The sequence below is a fragment of the Segatella buccae ATCC 33574 genome, from assembly GCF_000184945.1.
GTDB lineage: Bacteria > Bacteroidota > Bacteroidia > Bacteroidales > Bacteroidaceae > Prevotella > Prevotella buccae.
This window is the reverse complement of the sequence record NZ_GL586311.1, coordinates 2,192,725-2,214,425: the sequence shown is the minus strand read 5'-3', so window position 1 is coordinate 2,214,425 and position 21,701 is coordinate 2,192,725. Positions and strand designations below refer to the sequence as shown.

General features: G+C 47.4%; 15 protein-coding genes and 2 tRNA genes. 4 read left to right on the top strand and 13 right to left on the bottom strand.

Annotation, left to right across the window (positions count from 1 at the left end):
- Positions 1-38: 38 nt before the first annotated feature.
- The 11 genes from HMPREF6485_RS08650 to ppdK all read right to left on the bottom strand — a co-directional run bounded on the left by HMPREF6485_RS08650 (position 39) and on the right by ppdK (position 14,624).
- A complete protein-coding gene (locus HMPREF6485_RS08650; RefSeq protein WP_004340955.1) occupies positions 39-371 on the bottom strand; it encodes a cupin domain-containing protein in 333 nt (110 codons plus the stop codon).
- 114 nt (positions 372-485) lie between these two features.
- Positions 486-3,761: a TonB-dependent receptor gene (locus tag HMPREF6485_RS08645; protein WP_004346018.1), complete on the bottom strand. Its 3,276-nt coding sequence runs from the start codon at positions 3,759-3,761 to the stop codon at positions 486-488.
- Positions 3,762-3,995: 234 nt separating this feature from the next.
- Positions 3,996-5,204 carry a membrane protein gene (locus tag HMPREF6485_RS08640; protein WP_004346017.1) on the bottom strand — a complete coding sequence of 403 codons (1,209 nt, stop codon included), beginning with the start codon at positions 5,202-5,204 and terminating at the stop codon, positions 3,996-3,998.
- A complete protein-coding gene (locus HMPREF6485_RS08635; protein WP_004346016.1) occupies positions 5,201-5,845 on the bottom strand; it encodes an ATP-binding cassette domain-containing protein in 645 nt (214 codons plus the stop codon). Before HMPREF6485_RS08635 ends, HMPREF6485_RS08640 begins: the two co-directional genes overlap by 4 nt.
- Positions 5,845-7,239 carry a DUF4836 family protein gene (locus HMPREF6485_RS08630; RefSeq protein ID WP_044125990.1) on the bottom strand — a complete coding sequence of 465 codons (1,395 nt, stop codon included), beginning with the start codon at positions 7,237-7,239 and terminating at the stop codon, positions 5,845-5,847. Before HMPREF6485_RS08630 ends, HMPREF6485_RS08635 begins: the two co-directional genes overlap by 1 nt.
- A gap of 33 nt (positions 7,240-7,272) precedes the next feature.
- Positions 7,273-8,007 carry a 16S rRNA (uracil(1498)-N(3))-methyltransferase gene (locus tag HMPREF6485_RS08625; RefSeq protein WP_004346013.1) on the bottom strand — a complete coding sequence of 245 codons (735 nt, stop codon included), beginning with the start codon at positions 8,005-8,007 and terminating at the stop codon, positions 7,273-7,275.
- Positions 8,008-8,044: 37 nt separating this feature from the next.
- Entirely contained in the window at positions 8,045-8,593 is a 549-nt protein-coding gene (locus tag HMPREF6485_RS08620; RefSeq protein ID WP_004346012.1) for a bifunctional nuclease domain-containing protein, read from the bottom strand.
- Positions 8,590-9,825 carry a nucleoside permease gene (locus tag HMPREF6485_RS08615; protein WP_004346011.1) on the bottom strand — a complete coding sequence of 412 codons (1,236 nt, stop codon included), beginning with the start codon at positions 9,823-9,825 and terminating at the stop codon, positions 8,590-8,592. Before HMPREF6485_RS08615 ends, HMPREF6485_RS08620 begins: the two co-directional genes overlap by 4 nt.
- 761 nt (positions 9,826-10,586) lie before the next feature.
- Positions 10,587-11,198, bottom strand: coding sequence for a DUF3256 family protein (locus HMPREF6485_RS08605; RefSeq protein ID WP_248622268.1), 612 nt, complete (start codon positions 11,196-11,198; stop codon positions 10,587-10,589).
- Positions 11,199-11,242: 44 nt separating this feature from the next.
- Positions 11,243-11,740 (bottom strand): hypothetical protein, encoded by a 498-nt coding sequence (locus HMPREF6485_RS08600; protein ID WP_004346008.1) that lies wholly within the window; start codon positions 11,738-11,740, stop codon positions 11,243-11,245.
- A gap of 163 nt (positions 11,741-11,903) precedes the next feature.
- Positions 11,904-14,624 (bottom strand): pyruvate, phosphate dikinase, encoded by a 2,721-nt coding sequence (ppdK, locus tag HMPREF6485_RS08595; protein ID WP_004346007.1) that lies wholly within the window; start codon positions 14,622-14,624, stop codon positions 11,904-11,906.
- 210 nt (positions 14,625-14,834) lie between these two features.
- Here ppdK and rlmD point away from each other — a divergent pair, with 210 nt between their 5' ends.
- A complete protein-coding gene (gene rlmD / locus HMPREF6485_RS08590; RefSeq protein ID WP_044125984.1) occupies positions 14,835-16,253 on the top strand; it encodes a 23S rRNA (uracil(1939)-C(5))-methyltransferase RlmD in 1,419 nt (472 codons plus the stop codon).
- 154 nt (positions 16,254-16,407) lie between these two features.
- On the top strand, positions 16,408-17,544 hold the full coding sequence (locus tag HMPREF6485_RS08585; protein ID WP_004346003.1) for a porin: 1,137 nt from the start codon (positions 16,408-16,410) through the stop codon (positions 17,542-17,544).
- An 888-nt stretch (positions 17,545-18,432) separates the two neighbouring features.
- On the opposite strand, the gene HMPREF6485_RS08575 is transcribed toward HMPREF6485_RS08585, so the two are convergent.
- On the bottom strand, positions 18,433-19,890 hold the full coding sequence (locus HMPREF6485_RS08575; protein ID WP_004346001.1) for a right-handed parallel beta-helix repeat-containing protein: 1,458 nt from the start codon (positions 19,888-19,890) through the stop codon (positions 18,433-18,435).
- 250 nt (positions 19,891-20,140) lie between these two features.
- Between HMPREF6485_RS08575 and HMPREF6485_RS08570 the strand changes: the two genes are divergently transcribed.
- Together HMPREF6485_RS08570 and HMPREF6485_RS08565 are read left to right on the top strand one after the other, a co-directional pair.
- A tRNA-Val gene (locus tag HMPREF6485_RS08570) sits at positions 20,141-20,218 on the top strand.
- Positions 20,219-20,220: 2 nt separating this feature from the next.
- Positions 20,221-20,303 (top strand) — tRNA-Tyr (locus HMPREF6485_RS08565).
- Positions 20,304-20,413: 110 nt separating this feature from the next.
- Here the strand turns inward: HMPREF6485_RS08565 and HMPREF6485_RS08560 are convergent.
- Entirely contained in the window at positions 20,414-21,700 is a 1,287-nt protein-coding gene (locus tag HMPREF6485_RS08560) for an L-cysteine desulfidase family protein (protein ID WP_004346000.1), read from the bottom strand.
- Position 21,701 lies beyond the last annotated feature (1 nt).

Here is a 21,701-nt window from a genome sequence, read left to right as displayed (position 1 = left end):
CAAACGGGGCTTGGGTCCACTATCGTTCGTTGCAAGCCTTAATGATGCTCGGGCACAATGGCCAGATACACTAAATCGTGGTCGGTGAGGTTTTCCATATAGTGGGAGTGCCCCTCCGGACAGTAGTGTACCTGCCCTACCCTCACTACTTCCACCTCGTCATCGTAGTGGAAAGTCGCCTCTCCGCTAATGACATATACGATCTCGCAATTCCCCTCGTGCGTATGAAGTCCGCTTGATGCTCCGGGGCGCAAGGTGCTATACATGATTTTCACTTTGTCATCGACAAAGTTACGGGTATCCAATTTGCCATTTCCGCCCTTAAAGCCCTCAAGATGGGCTTCCCTAATGCGGTCAAAATCTATTTTCATAATGTAGTGTATTGATATTTGAATGCAAATATAATAAAAGAATCGGATATTCCGCATAGGAATATCCGATTTTCTCTTTGATAGAACCTACCGTAATTGGGTAGCCGACAATGTTCAGAAAGTGTATTTCAAACCTATCTGACCGCGCCAGCGGCTGTAAAGTTCACTATAGGTGCGGGCTGCACGGCCGCCTGTGAACTGATAGTGACCACCACCCATGTAGTTGACAGGGCTGCTGTATATGCCGAAGCCGTCACCGTAGGTGTGTCCCCAATCCTTGTTGAGGAGGTTGCCGAGATTGATGATGTCGAAGGTGAGCTCAACGGAATTCAGCTGACCGGCCACCTTGAAGCTGTACTTCTGACCGAAGTGGAAGTCGAAATGATGCTCAAAGGGCAGGTTGTCGGCATATCGTTTATAGTATTCGCCACGATGTTTGCTCATGTAGGAATCTTCTCCGATCCATGTCTTCAGCAGCGTACGTTGCATTTCTTGGGTGAGCACGCCATTAAAGCCTTCACCGAAGGCTTTCACAATCAATCTATTGCCATTCTTTGAATTGTCAAACTTCGTTTCGTCGAAGATCATCTTGTCTATCTGTGCGTCCGTAGGGATGTAGAACAAATCGTTACCATTGGCTCCATCCTCGTTCACATCACCATAGTAGTAAAGGGAATACGGAGACCCGCTCTTCGCTTGATAAATCAGTCCGAGGGTCGTCAGCCAAGAGTTGTTCTTGCCATATTTGAGATGGTAGTAGGCACTGGCCTGAATGCGATGCGGAATGTTGTAGGCGGAATTGCCAAGTTCCGGTGCATTGGGGTTGCGATAGGTGTAGTTGTAACGCCAGTTACTTTCGGCCACCATCGAGCCACCATTGTTCACGCTCTTGGACTGGGTCCATGTGTAGCTGGCCATCAGGTCGAGACCGAAATTGAAATGTTTTTCTGCCTTCAGGGAGAGATTGACAGTATATCCTTTGGAGGTGTTACTCAAGGCATAGATATTGTCAAAAGCCGTGCCATTGGTTCTCTTCTGGAAAAGCGGACGATTGTCTTCTACCGGCACTCCTTTCGAACCGTAAACCTGCGCGTATGTCTTGCCGGACATTTCGTAAGCAAGATTCTGGTAGAGTATATCGTTCAGTGTCTTTGAGTACAAGGCCTCTGCCGTCCAGTTGATGCCGAGGAGCTCAAAGTCGAATCCAAGGTTGAAACGCAGGTTTTGGGCAAACTTGAAGTTGTGGTCATACACGTTCACGATCTGATTGCCCGTAACGGCTTTCAGCTTTTGCGCATTGGCCCCCTGGCCGTTGGGATCCAATATGAGGTCTATTCCCTTAGGATTATTCACGTTGTAGGTGGTGAGCTGCACACCGGTGTTGGAGTAATTGTTGCTGATCCAGACAAAGGGAATGCGGCCGGTGAAGACTCCTACACCGCCACGGAGAATGTACTTGCGGTTGTTGGCTATATCCCATCGGAATCCCACGCGGGGGCTCCACATGGGGGTGCTGGAAAGTTTGTGGTTGGTTTTCACGTTCCATCCCTGTTGGGCAGCATACTCGTTGAAGCCTTTGTTGGCCGTAGGCGTGTCGAAGAAGATGGGTATGTCCATACGCAGTCCGTATGTGAACTGGAAGTTGTCGGTAGCATCCCATTTGTCCTGAACATAGAAACCCAACTGGGCTGCACCGAAGCTTGCCTTCCATCGGGGATCACCTGTCACGTCGACATTGGCGTAGCCATAGCGATACTGATAAAGGTAAGCCTTGGTGGGATCTACATTTCCGGCCATATAGTCCTTATAGTAATCATTGAACTTGTCCGGGTTTTGGAAAATGTATGTTCCATAGAGGTCTTGGATGTAGAGATTGCTGAAATCATAAATCTCATTATGGGTACCGAAAGTGAAAGTGTGGTTGCCTTTATACCATGTCAGGTTATCCTCTATGGTGTAGACATCTTGGTCAAGACTGTTGGCCATCGAGGAGCGTTCGTTACCGAGATTGACCGAACCCTTGCCCACATTGTTGATCATGACAGATGGGAAAGGAGCACCCACGGCCCGCTTGTCGCGCACGCGTACATAGTTGGCACGGAACTCATTGCTCACCACCGGGGAGAGGCGGCTCTGGAGTTCGGCAACGAATGTGTTGGTATTGTTCTCGAAAGGATAGCTGTAAAGGTTGTCATTGAGGGCGGATTTAGAGCCGGCGTTGTTAAGGCGTTTGGCAGTAACAAGGCTCCAACGCACGCTGGCTTTATTGAACTCGTTGATGTTCCAGTCGAGTTTCACTCCGGCCTTTTCGCTCTTGGTATAGATATCTTCGGTCGTGAAGACACCGGGATAGGTCACTCCCTGCTTTTTGGCCATCTCGACAATCTTCGTGTAGATACTCTCAGCTTCAGCCTTGCCTACGTCGGAATAGTCTGAACCAAAGGCGTAGAGGTTGGGGTAAGACTTGTTGTTCTTCTCATAGTTCACGAAGAAGAAGAGCTTGTTCTTGACAATGGGGCCACCGAAGGTCACACCGAAGTTATAATCTTTCTCCTTCTGGTAGCGGGGGGCATACCCAGAACCGTCGGCAAGCTTATAGTGGTGGCCAAGAAGATTTTGGTTGTAGCCATAGCCATAGAGCGAACCGTGGAACTGGTTGGTACCACTCTTGGTAATGGCGTTGATAGCACCTCCCGTAAAGCCGCTCTGGCGCACGTCAAAGGGGGCGATGTTCACCTGAATCTGCTCAATGGTTTCCATAGACACGGGTTGGGCTCCGGCCTGTCCGCCGTTGGTGCCCGTACCGGCAAGACCGAATACATCGTTGTTGGCAGCACCGTCGATGAGGAACTGATTGTAGCGATTATTGGTACCGGCAAATGACATCACTCCCGAACTGGTGGTTGTCAACTGCGGATTCAAACGTGCGACATCGGCAATACCATGAGTGATACTCGGCATGTCGTTTATCTGTTGGGCATTCATGCTCGTAGCCGCACCGGTTTTGGTGGCGTTGAGTCCGGCTCTCCCGGTGACCACGATCTCTTGAAGCTCTTTGGAGTCTTCCTCTATCGAGCAAGAGATATTTCGGGTTTCACCAAGGTTGAGAGTTACGCCATTAAAGACTTTAGGCTGATGCCCAACGTATGTGATTTCCACTTTGTAAGGGCCGCCTACACGCATACCTTGAATAGTGTAACGACCATCGATGTTAGTCACGGCACGATAAAGTGTTCCTGAAGGCTGGTGGACAGCCGTAACGGTGGCACCGATAACGTCTTCGCCCTGGCTCGTCACTTTACCGGTGATACCGGAAGTAGTGATTTGTGCCATTACGCCTGATGTAAAGAACATCAGCATCGCAATGAGAAAATGCAATCGTTTCTGCATACCTTTTTAATAGAAATTTGGTTAATAATCAAGGGAACATTCCCTGTTAATACTTTATGTCGCAAATTTACTTAATTTTTTTGAATTAAATGTTACGAACGGTTGAAAAAAATAGAAATATTACAAAAAACGGAATAGCCACAGAAGCTATTCCGAAATATATAAGTGATGGATGCATTTTCTTTGTTTATAAAGAGAGGAAGGTCAATAAAGACGGGGATTCCCTGTTAATAGCTATACACCGTCAGGCTTATGTTTCCAAATGCTGATGATTTTGCGCCGGATAGCAAACAGATTTAACAAAGTCACGACAGCAAACAAGGTGCTTCCCAAGCATATTGCCGGCAGTATGCTTCCTTCATCAATCTGTGGGAAGAGGGTCTCAAGGAATCCCATGTAGTAGTTGCGCATCATGAAAAGTGCTATCCATGTCATCACGAGGACACAGGCGTTCAGCGAAAGTGTAAGCCACAAATAGGGGGTGGCCACCTGTGACGGCGAATAACCTATTAACAACAGGTTTTCCAATTTGGATGAGTTCTTCTGCACAAGCAGGTAGATGCTGAGCATAAGAATATAGAAACTTAAAATGGATATGACAAGACCAATAAGCATGACAAGGCTCACCATCATCTTCAAGAAATAGGTTGTTTTCTCTGCATCCAACTTGTCGTTTTCTACCTCGTAGCCTTTTTTTTCAAGATAGGAAGTGATTGTGTCATCGGTCGGGTTACCTACTTCAACGATAAGGCGGGTGGCTTCGCTGTGGTCGGCGGGGGCAAATTCGTGATTACTCCAATCCATAAAGGCCTGTGGAACAAGTATTGAATTGAGTCTGCTTGAAAAACCGATCACCTTGCCTTTAAATTGTCGCTGCTTGCCGTCACCTTGTATGAATATATGAAAATCGATCATGCCTACTAATCCTTCGGAGATCTTGGGCAATGAGTGACTTTGAGCGAAACCGAAGTTGTACATATTGATGTAGGTGCGTGGGAGGATGATAGGCACTTCCCCGTCTCCCGGCTGGTATTTCCAATCTTTTAAGGGAACATCTACAAACTCATCGGGAACGCTTTCAAAGAAGAGTTCGGAATTGAGCACATTCGTCCCGGCAACGCCCATGGAAGCATCGACTTTGTATTCGGTGGAGGTAAACTTCCCCACTTTCTTGACAAAAGGCTGGTTGGCTACCTCATCGACCTCGCTGCCACTGAAAGAATTTGAGCGTCCACTGATGGTATTGCCCGTGCCAACCTTCTTGCTCATGATGAGATAGTCGGCTTTCATAAAGCTGTCTTCAGCGGTGAAGACGGGCAATACATCCCGATAGAACTGAAAACCGAACAGCACGATAAACATGCCAAAAAGATTGGCAAAGAAGAAACCGACAAACTGTGGTAAGCTGATATGTCGGCGCAATAATTTCCAAACCAGATTCATAACTTTAATGTCTGCTCGTAATTAAGATCAATGTGTTTGCCTATGCTGGTGACTATCACCCCTGCGCCCTGCCGTTTGGCTTCAGACATCATGATGTCGCCCATTGCACTTGAGTTGGTATCGTCAAGATGACTGATGGGTTCATCGGCCAAAATGAAGTCAAACGGCTGGACAAGAGCTCTGATCATGGCCACTCGCTGCTGTTGCCCGAAAGACATGTGTCCGATCTTAGCATCAAGTTTGTCGCCTATGCCAAGTGCATCAAACCAGTCTGTTATCTCTTTTTTACTTTTAAAATTGGTAAGCTTATTCTTGATTTCCACATTCTCATACGCCGTCAGTTCGGGAAAAAGCCTGAGTTCCTGAAAAAGATGGCTGATGTGTCGACGCCGTATGCGTATCCAATCGGTCATGCGAAATTCGTGTGTATCATCGTTGTCAAACGATATGCGCCCCGTATAATCATGCCGATAGCCGATAACATAACTGCAAAAGGTGCTTTTCCCCATGCCGCTATCGGCCTCGACAAGGTAGAGATGGCCCTTGTTGAACGTCACCTGTTGCTTCCACACTTCCGAACTTAAATTGTCGCGCTGTGCAAAAACCTCGGGCAACACGTTGTCCAAATGAATCTGTTCCATTATCTGATACTGTAAAAAACTTTATTGACATCACCGAACAACGGTTTGAGGAATGAGGCTATCGATGTTCCCTCCATGTCACCAAGCGACAAAAGGTTGAGCACCATGACAAGCCTTTTGCCGATGAGCTGTTTTTCCAAAGGCTGATCCACTACTCCTTTATAATATCGAAGGCTCATCACCATATCAATGTCCGTGCCACAAAAGAAGTTTTTGTTTAACGAACCGAAATAAAACTTCATATCACCGTTTGTATATACATATCCCGGTACAGATGAAGGCTTGGTTTGGTCGAATCCGTAGGCAGTGATGGTGCTTCCTTTAGGACACGATTTTTTCCAATAGTCGATATCCTTCCAAAAGCCAATGTCAGCCAACTCTGCCCCCATACACATATCCGCATGACCTTCCGACAGGTTGTTGACTTGGATAACAATATGCCCATCAACACAGCGAAGGATATTGTCCATATCCACAGCCGAATTGATGCCGACAAGAAAGGCCTGGAAGGCTTTGTTCTGTTGCAGGATCGGAAGGAATTCCCGTCCGTTTACATTGAGGAATAGCGTCATCAGCTTATCTGAAAAGACGAAATCCGAGTAGTGCCCTTCAAGCGGTCTGAAGACCTGATTGTTTTTCTGCAATTTGGCATCAATGGCCTTATTAAACGAGAAAGTGTGCCCGTCAATATCCAAACACTGACCGTTAACAGCAATCTTTGCAGCAATCACAATCTGCGAAGGATCGGCTTCTTTGGGAGCTCCGAGGATAAATGGGGCCACAAACTTCTCCGGAAAAGCTTGTGTCTGTGCCACCATGGCCATAGGAGACGAAATGGTATCAATACAAGCAAACATCGGGCTACTCTTGATACCGGCTTCTTCCTTGGCTTTAAGATATCTTACCATCTGCTGGCGCAATTCGGCTTGGGCACTCCCGACGACAGGCCCCATCACCAGCAGTGCCTCATCGGAGAATCCTACCAGCCAGCTGTTTTTCATCACTGCGAAATGGCAGCCTCGACGCTCGGAAAGCGAAGTGCAGATACCTTTGGCGGAAAGTTTCTCCTGCCAATGTTTCAAATCGCCGGAATCTTTGACCTTGGCACATAGCCCCAAGTTGCCATCCGGTGCCTCAAAAAGATAAAACTTGGCACTTACATCCAATCCACAATCCGAGAGGTCATCGACATGCAGCATGTTTTTCAGCGACAAAAGCCTGCTGTCGGCCTTTCCTTTTGCCTGCTGCGGCATGTCAATGGAAATCAATGCCATGCTCCCACCGGGAATAGCATTGACATAATTATCGCCATCCGAACAAGAAGAGAGGGTGGCTATCAAAGCAGCCAACATCCAAAAGGGATGTTTGACATAACGCAAACAAAATTTACCCATATCCATAAGACTAATATCCATTGAGTATTTCCATTATTGGATTCTGCGGGCCAGATTGGCCATCATTACAGCCGAAAGCCCTGCGGTCTCCGTTCGCAAACGACTTCTCCCGAGGGATACCGATTCATATCCTTTCTCTAAAGCCAGCTGCACCTCGTCTACCGAGAAGTCACCTTCCGGCCCAACAAGTACAAGGATATCTTCATTATCCTCATAGTCAATAGTTTCCTGAATTTCACTAAAGAAATCCTTCTTTGGAAACTCCTCATAGCAATGACAGATGTATTTCCTACCGGGATGCTCAACGGCCATAAATTCGCCAAAGGAACACATCGTGTTGACAACAGGTTTCCATGCCTTGCGACTCTGCTTCATGGCTGAGACAACAATCTTTTCCACTCGATCGGCCCGCAACACCTTACGTTCTGAGAACTTACATCCCAAGAAGGAGATTTCGTCAAAGCCCACTTCCGTTGCTTTCTCAACCATCCACTCCATGCGTTCCATCATTTTCGTCGGTGCAATGGCCAGATGGATATGGCCTCGCCACGTGGGGTGTTGGGGAAAACGGTCTTTTATCTCATACATGCAATGTTTTCCGGCAGCAACGGTGACTTCTGCCCGGAAAAAGGTTCCGACTCCATCCATGAGAAACATCTCGTCTCCGGCTTTGAGCCGTAGCACACGTAGGGCGTGACCGGCTTCCTCTTCCGGCAATTCCGATTGCCGAGCGGCATCGGGTACATAAAAATATCTTGTTTCTTTCATTTCAAAATCGCCCTTTCATTAAAACATCTTCAAAGCGTCATTGGTCGGCCTTACGTCGGTTTATCTCATCGCGCAGATGGGTGGCCAATTCATAGTTTTCGTCTTCCACGGCTTTAGCGAGGGCACTTGACAGCATTTCGTCAGTCAGTGCATTGACCGGAATCCTCATTCCTTTAGCCTGCACCGTATATGGAATGCTTTGCCTAAGCATCAAGCCTTGTTCGACGAAAAGCGGGATGTCGGAGATAACGGAAAGGAGAATGGCATCACCCACCTTGATGGGCACAATGTCAAGCGTAGAGGTGTTGATCAGCATGGCTTTATATTCGCCTCCTTTCAAGGCAGAGATGACCAGTTCGAAAGGGTCATCAGAGAGTTTGCCGATGACCTGCACCAAGACTTCCGGTAGCAATTTTTCCATCTCCGGGGCTTGCTGCAGCCGAAGTGACAGCTGATGGATCATTTGCTTGTCGCAAGTGACAGCCAACTGCCGTTCTTCCTTTTCATCAACAAGCACCAGCAGACCTATGTCGCTGGTGCCTACAATTTCAGAAATACTTTTAAAATTTACTTTTACTTTATTCATGCAGAAACATCCTCTCTTCTGGGCCGGAACATCAAGGCGAACGAGACGCCTACAAGTAGTGCATAGCCGGCAAAGATGAACCAACACGACTGCCAGTCGGTGACGCCATCCACCGTGTGGCTATTCACAATGGCCTGTGCCGACAGGGTGCCCACCGTCGCGCCGATGCCATTGGTCATCAGCATGAAAAGTCCTTGCGCACTCGAGCGGATGGCCGGGTCGGTAGTTTTGTCTACAAACAATGAACCGGAAATGTTGAAAAAGTCAAAGGCTACACCATATATCAGCATGGAAAGCACAAACATCCAGACTCCGGGACCGGGGTTACCCAAACCGAACAGTCCGAAACGGAACACCCAGGCAAACATGGCTATCAGCATGACATTCTTGATGCCGTAGCGCTTCATGAAGAATGGAATCAGCAGGATGCAGCAGGTCTCGCTCATTTGCGACAGGGAAATGAGAATATTGGCATGTTGCACCCCGAAGGTGGAGGCGTACTCGGGAATGCTCTTAAAGGAAGTGATAAATGGATTGGCAAAACCGTTGGTTATCTGAAGGCTTACGCCAAGAAGCATCGAGAAAATGAAGAAAATGGCCATCTTCTTTTGCTTGAACAGTGCAAAGGCCCGCAACCCGAAAGCGTCGATGAAACTCTTCTTGCTGCCTCCTGCGTTGATGGGACAAGCAGGCAGGGTAAAGGTGTAGAGGAAAAGAACCATGCTCATGATACCCGACACAACAAATTGCTTCTCATTGGGCTGGAAGCCAAGCAAATCGATCATCCACATGGTGCATATAAATCCGATGGTGCCAAAGACGCGGATGGGAGGAAAATCCTTTACGGTATCCATTCCGGCTTGGGTGAGTGCATTGTAAGCCACGGAATTGGTCAGGGCCAAAGTGGGCATATAGAAGGCCACACTTATCGTATAGAAGGGGAATAGAAGCGAATGGAGGCCGCTTATGCCGCAATAAGCACTTGCAAACATAAATAGGCCGGCAGCAAGGTGGCACAGGCCAAGCAGGCGCTGGGCAGGCACCCAACGGTCGGCAACTATGCCCATCAGAGCCGGCATGAATATAGACACGACACCCTGAATGGCATAAAACCATCCAATTTGTGATGCCATACCGATGTTTACCAAATATGTTCCCATAGAAGTAAGATAAGCTCCCCATACTGCAAATTCAAGGAAGTTCATCGCAGCCAAACGTACTTTTAGATTCATGATTGTTAAAGTTATATTCGGTTGCAAAGATAATCAATTTAATCGGAACAAAAGGACTTTATAGGAGTTTTTTCGTCTTCGCTTGTAAAAATTGCCGTGCATTAATGTCCTTCTCGGAAAAAGCCTGCAAACAAAGAAGATTTGCCGACGATCCTTCCTTTCAGACAGGTGGTTTGGAAATACAGAATCTTCCATAGGATAGCTTTACATGACCTATAGCACAGAACTAATCGAAATTGCGAAAAAGCCTTACATGAATTTTTCTCATCCCCACCCGTCCGACCTATTCCATTCTCCATATCTGTCCCATTTGGCCTTTCAAAATTTCCATCCGGCCCAAATGACCGTGCAAAAAGGCCACACTTAAAAGCTCAAAGAGCCCGGATGATCGGTTCAATGTGCCCCTTTCACAAGCTTGTTTTGACCAAAAATCCTCTTTAGACGGATGGGGAGCTAAAAAAAGGAAGCATCTTTGTGCTTCCTTTGCCATTGCAAAGATAATACAAACTTGACGCAAATGCAAATCAACAGGGAAAATCATTGACATTATGTAGCTTCAGGACATAGGTAACTAAACTCCCATTGACCCAAACCTTTGGATAGAAAAAAGAGATGGGATATATAATAAAAAAAATTGATTGTCTCACGACAACCAATCTTTATAACCTTAATAATCTAATACCATGAAAAACATGGTGCAAAGTTATTGATTTTTTGGGTATCTGCAAACTTTTCAATTAGAATTTATATCCAATATAACATTATTTAAAGGTTTCACCGTTCCATTTAAGCCTTCTTTGCAAGAGAATGGCCTCAAGCAGTTTTTTGTCTGCACTTTCTACCAATGGAGCGGAACGATGAAACACTATTGAGGGGCCATTCGCCGAGAGTTCGGCCCACCCCATAACAGGTTCGAGCATGGCAGACAAATCTTCAAAGCGGGATTGCGCCATGGTGTCGGGCTTGGCTACGAGCGACTTGACCATGCCATCAAAGCATTTTCCGGCAAACGCGTGTTTCAATTCGATTTTCAGCCACTGTTGGTTATAAAACGCCACCTCGCTTTCTTTGGCTGGTGCGGAATAGGTCTTGACTACGCATACGATGGTGTCGCCATTCTGCATGGGCAAGCGGCACATCTCAAAAATGGCAGCCGGCGACAACGAAACGCGCATATAGTCGGCCGTCAGCGTGTCAAGCGTGGTCTCTCCTTGCAGCAGGTTGGCCACTTCCGGGCGCCGGCCTTGTTGCTTCAAGTCAACGAGCTCCCTCCGGAGCGTGGCACTGAGAGAAGGTACAAAAGAGTCCGGCATCGAAATCCACGCATCTGTAATGCTGTATGCCGATGCCGAGATGGCAATGAAAAATGTCAATAACGATAGTAAGGTAAACCTACGCATATCGGCCTGTGGCAGTTTTAACGTTTGACATTCTTGAACGGCCCAAAGCGCAACTGGGCAGTCCATCGGCCGTCCATGGGCGAAGTGAAGATGGTAAACAACTTGCCATAGCCCAAAGGAGAAGTGCCTCCTTTATAGAACACATCGCCCCCGTCCTCTTCATCGTAGGAGATTTCATACTTCTTGCCCATCACTTTTGAAAGGAATTTCAATCGTTGTCTGGCTACGCTTTTGTTGGTACAAAAGATATAGAAGCGGGCCTGATTGAAAACACAGTCCCCTTTCTCCTGTTCGAAATAAAATTCCACCTTGTCATAGCGGACACCGTCATAAAGTCTGTTCATAAAAACAACTTTGGCGGAGTCGCTCATCGCCGGTTCTCCAAAAGTTTGTTTCAACTTGGTGATTGCCATGTCATAACTTGTTCCGAAATCTACGTTTGCAACGCCGGTGTCTCCTTTGGCATTCACGGCCAACGAAAACAGGAGTACAAACAACATTAACATTTTCTTCATTTTATCAATCTTTGAATTTCTACTTTTATATAAACGTGAGTATCGGGTATAAATTGCATTCCACTTACTTTTTGTGTGGCATGAAAACAACATCTTATTTCACAAATATAAGCGGACACGCTCTTTTAGAGACATGTCCGCCTACTATCATGAGGTTGGTTGTTTACTCTTCCACTGCTGCTTGGGCGGCCGCCAATCTTGCAATCGGCACTCTGAACGGAGAGCAACTCACGTAGTTGAGGCCCACACGGTGACAGAACTTAACAGATGAAGGCTCACCGCCATGTTCGCCACAGATGCCACAAACAAGCTCAGGACGGGTGGCCCTACCCTTCTCCACAGCCATCTTGACCAGTTGGCCCACGCCATTCTGATCAAGCACTTGGAACGGGTCGACACTCAATATCTTCTTTTCCAAATATACGGGCAAGAAGCTGGAAATATCGTCACGGCTGTAGCCGAATGTCATTTGTGTCAAGTCGTTCGTGCCAAAGCTGAAATATTCGGCTTTCTTGGCGATGATGTCGGCGGTGAGGGCAGCACGGGGAATCTCAATCATGGTGCCCACACGGAAAGGTACCTCCACCCCCTCAGTGGCAAAGAGTTCTTTTGCCGTCTTGCGGATGACTTCCTCCTGAGCGTCAAACTCGTTGACGATACCGATAAGTGGAACCATAATCTCCGGATGGGGATCCATACCTTCTTTCTTCAACTGAACGGCTGCACCCAGAATAGCCTTTGTCTGCATGGCCGTGATCTCCGGATAGGTATTGCCCAAGCGACAACCGCGGTGTCCCAGCATGGGGTTGTGCTCACTCAGCGAGTTGACACGCTGCTGTATTTCTTGAACCGATACACCCATCTCATCGGCCATAATCTGCTGGCCTTCAAGGTCATGAGGAACAAACTCATGCAATGGTGGATCGAGCAGACGGATGTTGACGGGATAACCGTTCATGGCTTTCAAGATGCCATAGAAATCTTTTGTTTGATAGGGCAACAGTTTTTCAAGTGCTTTTTCACGACCTTCCTTGCTGTCAGCAAGAATCATCTCGCGCATAGCCTTGATTTTATCCGCATCGAAGAACATGTGCTCGGTACGACAAAGGCCGATGCCAACTGCACCGAATTTCCGGGCAACTTCTGCATCATGCGGCGTGTCGGCATTGGTTCTCACCACGAGTTTTGTGTGCTTGTGACACAACTCCATCAAGGCGGCAAAATCACCGGTCATTTCAGCGGGCTTGGTTTCCACCTCACCTAAATACACTTCACCTGTAGAACCATTGATAGACAGATAGTCACCCTCTTTCAACAAAACACCGTCGATTTCAACAGTCCGGTTCTTATAGTTAACATTGATGGCACCGGCTCCCGACACACAGCACTTACCCATTCCACGGGCAACTACCGCTGCATGGGATGTCATGCCACCCCGAGCAGTCAGAATGCCTTCCGCAGCAGACATGCCGGCCAAGTCTTCAGGAGAAGTTTCGATGCGAACCATCACCACCTGATGGCCTTTGGCATGCCATTCCTCTGCATCATCGGCAAAGAATACTATTTGTCCACATGCGGCCCCCGGTGATGCAGGTAATCCACGTGTCAGTACCTTAGCAGCCTTCTTTGCCTCTTTGTCAAACACCGGATGCAAAAGTTCGTCAAGTTTGTTAGGCTCACAGCGCATCAAAGCCGTTTTCTCATCAATCTCACCTTCAGCCAACAAGTCCATGGCTATCTTTACCATAGCGGTGCCCGTGCGCTTGCCGTTGCGCGTTTGGAGGAACCACAGTTTGCCCTCCTGCACGGTGAACTCCATGTCCTGCATATCGTGGTAATGATGCTCGAGTTTGTCTTGCAATCCATTCAGTTGTGCAAAGATCTCGGGCATGGCTTCTTCCATAGAGGGATATTTGCTGACACGCTCTTCTTCGGGAATCTCCTGCTGGGCAGCCCAACGCCGGGATCCCTCCTTTGTTATCTGCTGGGGCGTGCGGATACCGGCCACAACGTCCTCTCCCTGAGCATTAACCAGATATTCACCATTGAAGATATTTTCACCGGTGGCAGCATCGCGACTGAAACAAACACCGGTTGCTGAAGTGTTGCCCATGTTGCCGAACACCATAGCCATCACGGTAACGGCTGTTCCCCACTCTGCAGGGATGCCTTCCATCTTGCGATAGAGAATGGCACGCTCGTTCATCCATGAGTCAAACACGGCACATACGGCACCCCACAACTGTTCCATAGGGTCGGTGGGGAAGTCCTTGCCCGTCTGTTTCTTGATAGCTTCCTTGAAAAGCAAGACAAGTTTTTTCAACTCATCGACATTCATTTCATTGTCAAGTTTGATGCCACGCTCGGCTTTCACCTGTTGGATAATGGCCTCAAACGGGTCAATGTCGGTTTTGTTCACCGGTTTCATGCCGAGCACCACATCGCCATACATCTGTACAAAGCGGCGATAGCTGTCGTATGCAAAGCGCTCGTTACCGGTCTTCTTGGCAAGGCCTTCCACCACTTCATCGTTCAAACCAAGGTTGAGAATGGTGTCCATCATACCCGGCATGGACGCACGGGCACCCGAGCGTACGCTTACAAGCAATGGATTTTGGACATCGCCAAACTTTGAGTTCATTAAAGTCTCAATGTGCTTTACTGATTGTTCGACTTCTGCCTTCAGTAATGCTACTACTTTTTCTTTTCCTTTTTCGAAGTATTCGTTACATACATCGGTCGTAATGGTAAAACCGGGAGGTACAGGCACACCGATTAGATTCATTTCTGCCAGATTGGCTCCTTTACCTCCAAGCAGATTTCGCATATCTGCCTTTCCTTCAGCTTTACCATTGCCGAAGGTATAAACTCTTTTCTCATTCATAATTGATAGGTATTCAATGCTTTATAGTATGTTTCTTTTTGTGTTGCAAATATACCTTTATTTTTCAAATTACACAAACTTTTAGTATTCTTTCTGCCATCTCGAGTTTACATTTCAGACTGTTTGCGCAAACAGTCCGAAAATGTAGAATGCAAAATGGGGGAAGATGGAAGAAAAATCGTAACTTTGCATCAAAAATACAAAGATGTTATGGGAAAAAGAAACAAACCCTTGCCCCTCTTGGAAAATGTAACCATAGAGTCGGTGGCAGCTGAAGGAAAATGTGTCGTTCATCATAATGATATGGTGATTTTTGTGCCTTTTTGTGTGCCCGGGGATGTTGTCGATTTACAAATACGCAGGAAGAAACACCACTATTGTGAGGCGGAAGTCGCCAGATTCATTAAATATAGTAATGTACGTGAGACTCCATTTTGCAGTCATTTCGGAATATGTGGCGGATGCAAATGGCAAAACCTGCCCTATCAAGAACAAATCAAAGCAAAACAACAGCAAGTCTATGACCAGCTGTCACGCATCGGCAAGGTGGAACTTCCGGAGTTCCGCCCCATCATGGGCAGTGTGAAAACGCAGGAATATCGCAACAAGATAGAATTCGGATGCTCGAACAAGCGATGGCTGACTAAGGAGGAGGTAGCTTCCGGCACAGAGTTTACCAACATGAATGCTATCGGATTTCACATCACGGGAGCGTTCGACAAAATATATCCCATTGAGAAATGCGGCTTAATGGATGACCTGAACAATCGGATTCGCAATGCGATACGCGATTTCGCCTTTGCCACAGAGATATCGTTTTATGACATTCGTCAGCAACATGGACTGTTGCGGGATGTGATGATTCGTAATTCAAACACCGGAGAATGGATGGTGCTCGTGCAGTTCCATTACGATGAGGAAGGGGATGAGGCAAAGGCGTTGGCTCTGTTGCAGCACATAGGTGACAAGTTTCCGGAAATCACTTCTCTGCTCTATGTTGACAACCAGAAGTGTAATGACACATTCGGCGATTTGCCCATTAGTGTATATAAGGGCAATGACCATATTTTTGAGGTGATGGAAGGGCTCCGGTTCAAGGTCGGTCCAAAGAGTTTTTATCAGACCAATACCGAGCAGGCATATCATTTATATTCCGTCGCTCGCGAATTTTCCCAACTTACAGGCGATGAATTGGTTTACGATTTGTACACGGGCACAGGAACCATCGCTAACTTTGTTGCCCGGGAGGCAAAACAAGTAATCGGGATAGAATATGTGCCGGAAGCCATTGAAGATGCAAAGGTCAACTCTGAAATCAACGGTATCGACAACACGCTATTTTATGCGGGCGATATGAAAGATATCCTCAATGACGAGTTCATCCGCCAACATGGCCGTCCGGATGTCATCATCACCGACCCTCCACGCGCAGGTATGCATGCGGATGTGGTGAACACAATTCTCCATGCAGCCCCAAGGCGTATTGTCTATGTGAGTTGCAACCCGGCTACACAAGCACGCGATTTGAACCTCTTAGATGTGGATTATCGTGTGGAGGAGGTTCAACCGGTCGACATGTTCCCCCACACGCCCCATGTGGAGAATGTAGTTTTGCTTGTTAGAAGATAAAGCTCATACACAGGTATCATAAAAACAAGGAATAAGATTGCGGAAAATAGTCTTTTCTTTGCTGTCTTATTTCTTGTTTTATTTGTAGTTTTTGGAAATTTTGTCTACATTTGCAAAAACAAATAATAATCAAATAACTAAAAGCTCTCATTCTATGAAAAAAGGAATCATAATGACATTGTTTGCTGTCATTTTTCATACAGCCGATACGTTGGCCCAAATGCCTGCCTGGCTGAGTAATGTCAAATTATCCGGATATGGTATCACACAATACCAATACAGTTCACAAGAAAATGCCAAATCCAACTCGTTCAATCTGCGTTTGGCCCGTATTTCACTTGATGGACGGATTGTAAACGACTTCTATTGGAAAGCCCAAATACAATTCAACGGCAACACCTCTACATTGGGAAGTAGTCCGAGACTCGTCGATCTGTTTGCCGAGTGGCAGAAATATGATTTCTTCCGTGTCAAACTTGGCCAATACAAAAATCCGTTTACATTTGAAAATCCGATGCACCCCATCGACCAAGGTTTCATGAGCTGCGGACAAGCTGTTCTGAAACTTGCGGGTTTCAGTGACAGGGCCGGTGCACACAGTTCGAACGGTCGTGACATCGGTTTACAATTTCAAGGAGATTTCCTCAAGAATAACAAGGGTCGCAATCTGATACACTATCAAGTGGGTGTATTCAACGGGCAGGGCATCAATGTAAAAGACGTTGATCAGCAAAAAAATATTATTGGCGGTGTATGGGTTATGCCCGTTCAGGGGTTGCGAATCGGTACATTCGGCTGGACCGGTTCGTATGCACGAAAAGGGAGTTGGACGGAAAAGAACATGCAGAGTGGCGTGGAAGAAACAAAAAGTGGAATACGCAGACTCCAGCAGCGCCGTTATGCCTTCTCGGCAGAATATCTCATAGACGATTGGACATTCCGCTCCGAGTATGTACATTCCACGGGATTGGCATTTGCCAAAAGTTTGAGCAACACCAACGATGCCTCTGCAAGCAACTGTAACCTATCGGCAGACGGTGACAAAGCCCAAGGCGTTTATGCACTCGTGATAGCCCCTATCATTAAAAAGAAATTACATGCCAAGGCACGATACGATATGTATCAGCCTTCCGGTGATGCCGGCAAGCAAAGAACGCAATATGAAATCGGACTTGACTATGAGTTCCATAAGAACTTTGAAATAAGCGGTGAGTACGCTTTCATCAATGACCACTCATTACTCAAACACAATTATTCCTTGATTGATGTGGAAGTTTCATTTCGTTTCTAAACACTAAATGGTCATTGCCCTCCCCTTTCCACTCATCATGGATAAAGGGAAAAATAGGGCTCCGTCGATATTTAGCAGGGAGGCATCCCGGCTGAATGATTGTCAAACAATTTATTCGTTTTCGGCTTCTCTGCTTGCGATTTTTACAACGGAAGGCCCCCTCGCTGCAAATGAGCAATTTTTGACGGTAACTTCAAGATGCTGACTATCAACAGTTTGAATTTTATTGACACGCATCCGGACCCGAAAACGGGCTTAAAAGGGCCCGGACGGGCTTGCAAAATGGGCACAGTTGCATCGCAACTGTGCCCATTTCTGCGCCCAAGTGTAGCTCTTTCACAAACACGAAGAGCCTGAACAAAAAAATCGGAGAGCTATTTCTGTCGTCTGAAACCGACTTTCCGTTCTGGTTGGAAAATTTTGGCAGATGTCTTTTTGTTGATATTTATTGCTGCCCGGTAAAACTTAAACAGCATAAATTTCCTTGTGGGATTGCCTTCAAATAGTCAATTCCGTATCATTTTTTAAAAACCAAGCCCCCCTTAATCAAATAAGTCAAGTTCTTTTAGTAGTGCATTTGCTCTTTTTACCATTATCATGAGTTCATCATTCTGTGGATTTTCCATAAATGAGATGAAACCGGTATAATACATCAGTGTAAGTCTTAACATGGTTACCAGCTGCGAGAAAGACACGTGCCTTTTATTATTCTGGAAATAACCGTACAGAGCGGATTCGCAATGAGTACCACCCATGTCTGTATGGTATTTACACTGTCACCATAGAAGAAATGTTGGGGGAATGTTTTGTTTGAGCTGCTTATAGAGGGACTCTATAACCCATCTTCGCTTGTAAATCTCCTTAATATCCCTCAAAGTTCAAAGTTATTCATTCACTCCACTCATAGCACCCGATGTCGGGATTGTCGTCGCGCCGTCTGCCCAGTCGGTCGGTTGGCAGTGCTGTGGCTTTGTCCGCCGCTCCGATGGCCAGTGATATTTTGCGCAAGCGGAAGTCGTAGCGCAGTTTCCCGGCATCGATTTTCACAAAATGCTTCTCGCCCGTCTTCACAGTGTCTTTGGGATCTTCAAAAACAACGTGGGTGAAACACACACTATCCTTGGTTTCAAGCTTCGGAGTACGGATAATGCAATGGTCGAAGGCATAGTTGAAGTCAATGCTGTCGGTTTTGTCACCAACCATTACATCGTCGGCATAGCCCGTGATGAGCGAGTTGGTCACTGTGAGGTTGAGTCCCAGCGAACGGTGGTTGGCAAATCTGATGGCGGCACCGCGCTTGGAGTCGAGGGGATAAAACTGCGCCAATGTACATTGATTGATGTCCACGCGCCCGCCGCTAATCCCCACACAGTTGCCCAACGTGTTGGTAAACTGGCAGTTGCGGGCTATGACTGCCGCATGGGTTACGCTCAATCCGGAACCCTGCACGTTATGCAGCGTGCTGTTTTCGAGCGTAAGTGTGGTGCGGGACACATCGGCCGAGTCGCAGAGAACGCCATAGTAACCGCCATGGATGTCGGTGAATGTTATTTCGTTGTCATAGCTTGATGTGCGCAGACGCACTCCCTGCCAGTGTCCCGGTGTGAGGTCGTAAGGCAGATAGTCGAACATACGATCAATGCGGTCGCCCCGCAATATCACCTCGCGCCCGGCCTCACCCTTGCTCAGCAGCCGACCGCTCACGTCGATACCTGCCCGATCGTGGAAATAAAGTGTGGTGCCGGGAGCAATGGTGAGCGTGGCTCCCTCTGCCACTTTGATGTCACCATAGAACACCACAGGCCTATCGGGGGCGATAGTCGTGTCGTGTCTAACCTCCAGTCCGCGCAGCAAAGTGGCATCCCAACTATAAGCGTTGAGCCGCACTTTTTGCTGGACTCCGCTTTCAAGGGTAAATATCAGGTTATCTTCCACCGGCAAGGGACCGTTGCCGTGATTGTAGGCCGAGGTAAGTTCCACAAACACGCGCACGCTGTCCCCCTTGCGCACCTCTACATTTTGCACCTGATAGCCGGCCGACGGACTAAGATAGGTTCCATCTACATTCACACGGAAGCCCGTTTGGTTGCCATGCTCAAGACGCACTCCGGCACAACGGACATTGGCTCCTGTCCGATTGAACACCCAAAAAGTGCATGTAGCCGTGGGCACATTGGAGAAAGTGGTGTCAAGCCGCACGGTATCGGTGGAAAAGGCCAGGCGATAGGCCGCCGATTGTGTGAATGTGTCGTCTTCGGCACAAGCTGCCACAAGCGTTGTAAGCGTGGCAAACAAATATATATATTGCAACAAACGTTTCATTGACAATATAACGTGGAAGACCATTATTTATTGCAACATCTTTTCCGTTAAGTGGCAGGTGATGGATGACGGGTGTTAAATGGTGGGTAATGTTTCTGTGTGAGCACAAGAAATCCGACTGTGTCGCCGCCAAAGAGCATGAAACATCAAGGGACATCAAGAGAATCAAACCGTGAATCAAGGGATTTTTAAATGTTAAAAGAATAAAAAAGACGACGCTGATATTTGTTAGTTTGGAAATAACCTTTTACCTTTGCGCTGCCTTTCAGGACAAGGGCGTTTAGCTCAGCTGGTTTAGAGCATCTGCCTTACAAGCAGAGGGTCGGCGGTTCGAATCCGTCAACGCCCACCACAGGGTGGTTTCCAGAGCGGCCAAATGGGGCAGACTGTAAATCTGCTGTCTTTCGACTTCGGTGGTTCGAATCCATCACCACCCACAAAAAATCTTATCCCGAAACGAGATAAGATTTTTTTATTGCTTTTTTCATCATGCACGCTCCGCCATCATGCACTAACTTTGTTTGTCTTTCTCATGCCAAAATGCAAATTAACATTTGTGGGTCATGATGTTGAGTACCATGTCATCGGTCGTACACATGGCTTCCTTGCCGATGCCTGTAAGGTTGTGTATGCTGCGATCTACATCTTCATCAATAATGCCCTCGGCTGCTGTGACATGTTTGCCTTCACGTGCAAGGATAGCAGAGAGCAAGGCGGTGGAAACGCCCGAGCATATTTTGAGAGAACAACTGGGCTTGGCTCCATCGCATATCATGCCTGTGAGGTTGGCTATCATGTTCTTCACCGCATGGCACACGTCGCCGTAATCTCCTCCCATAAGGTAAGTGATGCCACAACTTGAGCCGATACCGGCTACCACACAACCACAGAGGGCACTAAGGGCCCCGAGACTCTGCTTGATGTAGATGGCTGTAAGGTGGCTCAGGGTGAGTGCACGAATCAGTTCTTCTTCGGTGTTTTTGTTCTCAAGGGCATACACAGCCACAGGGTTGGTGGCGCAGATTCCCTGATTTCCCGAACCGCTATTACTCATCACCGGAATCATCGCCCCACCCATGCGGGCATCGCAAGCGCTGGCAGTCTTGGAGATAATATGCGAAAACATAGTATCACCGAAGATGCCATGGCTCAGCGGTCGATCCATCGTCTTGCCCAGACAATGCCCATAATTGCCTTTAAGCGACTCTTCGGCAGCCTTGAGATTATAGTCACGGGTCTTAAGGATGAAGCTGATTTCGTTAGTGGGTGTGGTGGTGGAAAAGTCGTAGACCATCCTCATATTGAGGTTTACATCTCCCTCCTCTTCCACTCCACTTACGCCTTTCATTCGGTCGAAAAGCACCTTTCCATTTAGTTCTTCATAGACAAAGCAGGTGTGCGTGCCTGCAATGATGGCCACAGCTTTGTTGCCGCAGCATTCGCAAATGATTTCTATGTAGAGTTTGCTGGTCGTATCGCCCTTCAGCCTTATATCAATAGGATTCGTTTCAAGATAGGCCTTACCTTCGGCAAGTGTTTCGGGTGTAAGGTCTTTGATGACCTCCAACTCATATTCCGACTTTCCGACAAGTGCTCCGAGGGCTATGGCTATTGGTAGGCCTATCATCCCCGTACCGGGGATACCCACGCCCATGGCATTCTTGAGGATATTGGCACTGAGCCGTGCAGTGATTTTCTCCGGCCGACAACCGAGAAGTTCGGTGGCCCGTGCCGTACAGAGCGCCACGGCCATAGGTTCGGTGCACCCTACAGCCGGCACTACTTGCCGACGGATAAGTGCAATGATTTGTTGCCGAATGATGGTATTGAGCATA

Excerpts from the sequence above, each read along its gene's own strand:
- HMPREF6485_RS08650 (WP_004340955.1), bottom strand. The coding sequence starts at position 371 with ATGAAAATAGATTTTGACCGCATTAGGGAAGCCCATCTTGAGGGCTTT.
- HMPREF6485_RS08645 (WP_004346018.1), bottom strand. The coding sequence starts at position 3,761 with ATGCAGAAACGATTGCATTTTCTCATTGCGATGCTGATGTTCTTTACA.
- HMPREF6485_RS08640 (WP_004346017.1), bottom strand. The coding sequence starts at position 5,204 with ATGAATCTGGTTTGGAAATTATTGCGCCGACATATCAGCTTACCACAG.
- HMPREF6485_RS08635 (WP_004346016.1), bottom strand. The coding sequence starts at position 5,845 with ATGGAACAGATTCATTTGGACAACGTGTTGCCCGAGGTTTTTGCACAG.
- HMPREF6485_RS08630 (WP_044125990.1), bottom strand. The coding sequence starts at position 7,239 with ATGGGTAAATTTTGTTTGCGTTATGTCAAACATCCCTTTTGGATGTTG.
- HMPREF6485_RS08625 (WP_004346013.1), bottom strand. The coding sequence starts at position 8,007 with ATGAAAGAAACAAGATATTTTTATGTACCCGATGCCGCTCGGCAATCG.
- HMPREF6485_RS08620 (WP_004346012.1), bottom strand. The coding sequence starts at position 8,593 with ATGAATAAAGTAAAAGTAAATTTTAAAAGTATTTCTGAAATTGTAGGC.
- HMPREF6485_RS08615 (WP_004346011.1), bottom strand. The coding sequence starts at position 9,825 with ATGAATCTAAAAGTACGTTTGGCTGCGATGAACTTCCTTGAATTTGCA.
- HMPREF6485_RS08600 (WP_004346008.1), bottom strand. The coding sequence starts at position 11,740 with ATGAAGAAAATGTTAATGTTGTTTGTACTCCTGTTTTCGTTGGCCGTG.
- ppdK (WP_004346007.1), bottom strand. The coding sequence starts at position 14,624 with ATGAATGAGAAAAGAGTTTATACCTTCGGCAATGGTAAAGCTGAAGGA.
- rlmD (WP_044125984.1), top strand. The coding sequence starts at position 14,835 with ATGGGAAAAAGAAACAAACCCTTGCCCCTCTTGGAAAATGTAACCATA.
- HMPREF6485_RS08585 (WP_004346003.1), top strand. The coding sequence starts at position 16,408 with ATGAAAAAAGGAATCATAATGACATTGTTTGCTGTCATTTTTCATACA.
- HMPREF6485_RS08575 (WP_004346001.1), bottom strand. The coding sequence starts at position 19,890 with ATGGTCTTCCACGTTATATTGTCAATGAAACGTTTGTTGCAATATATA.
- HMPREF6485_RS08560 (WP_004346000.1), bottom strand. The coding sequence starts at position 21,700 with ATGCTCAATACCATCATTCGGCAACAAATCATTGCACTTATCCGTCGG.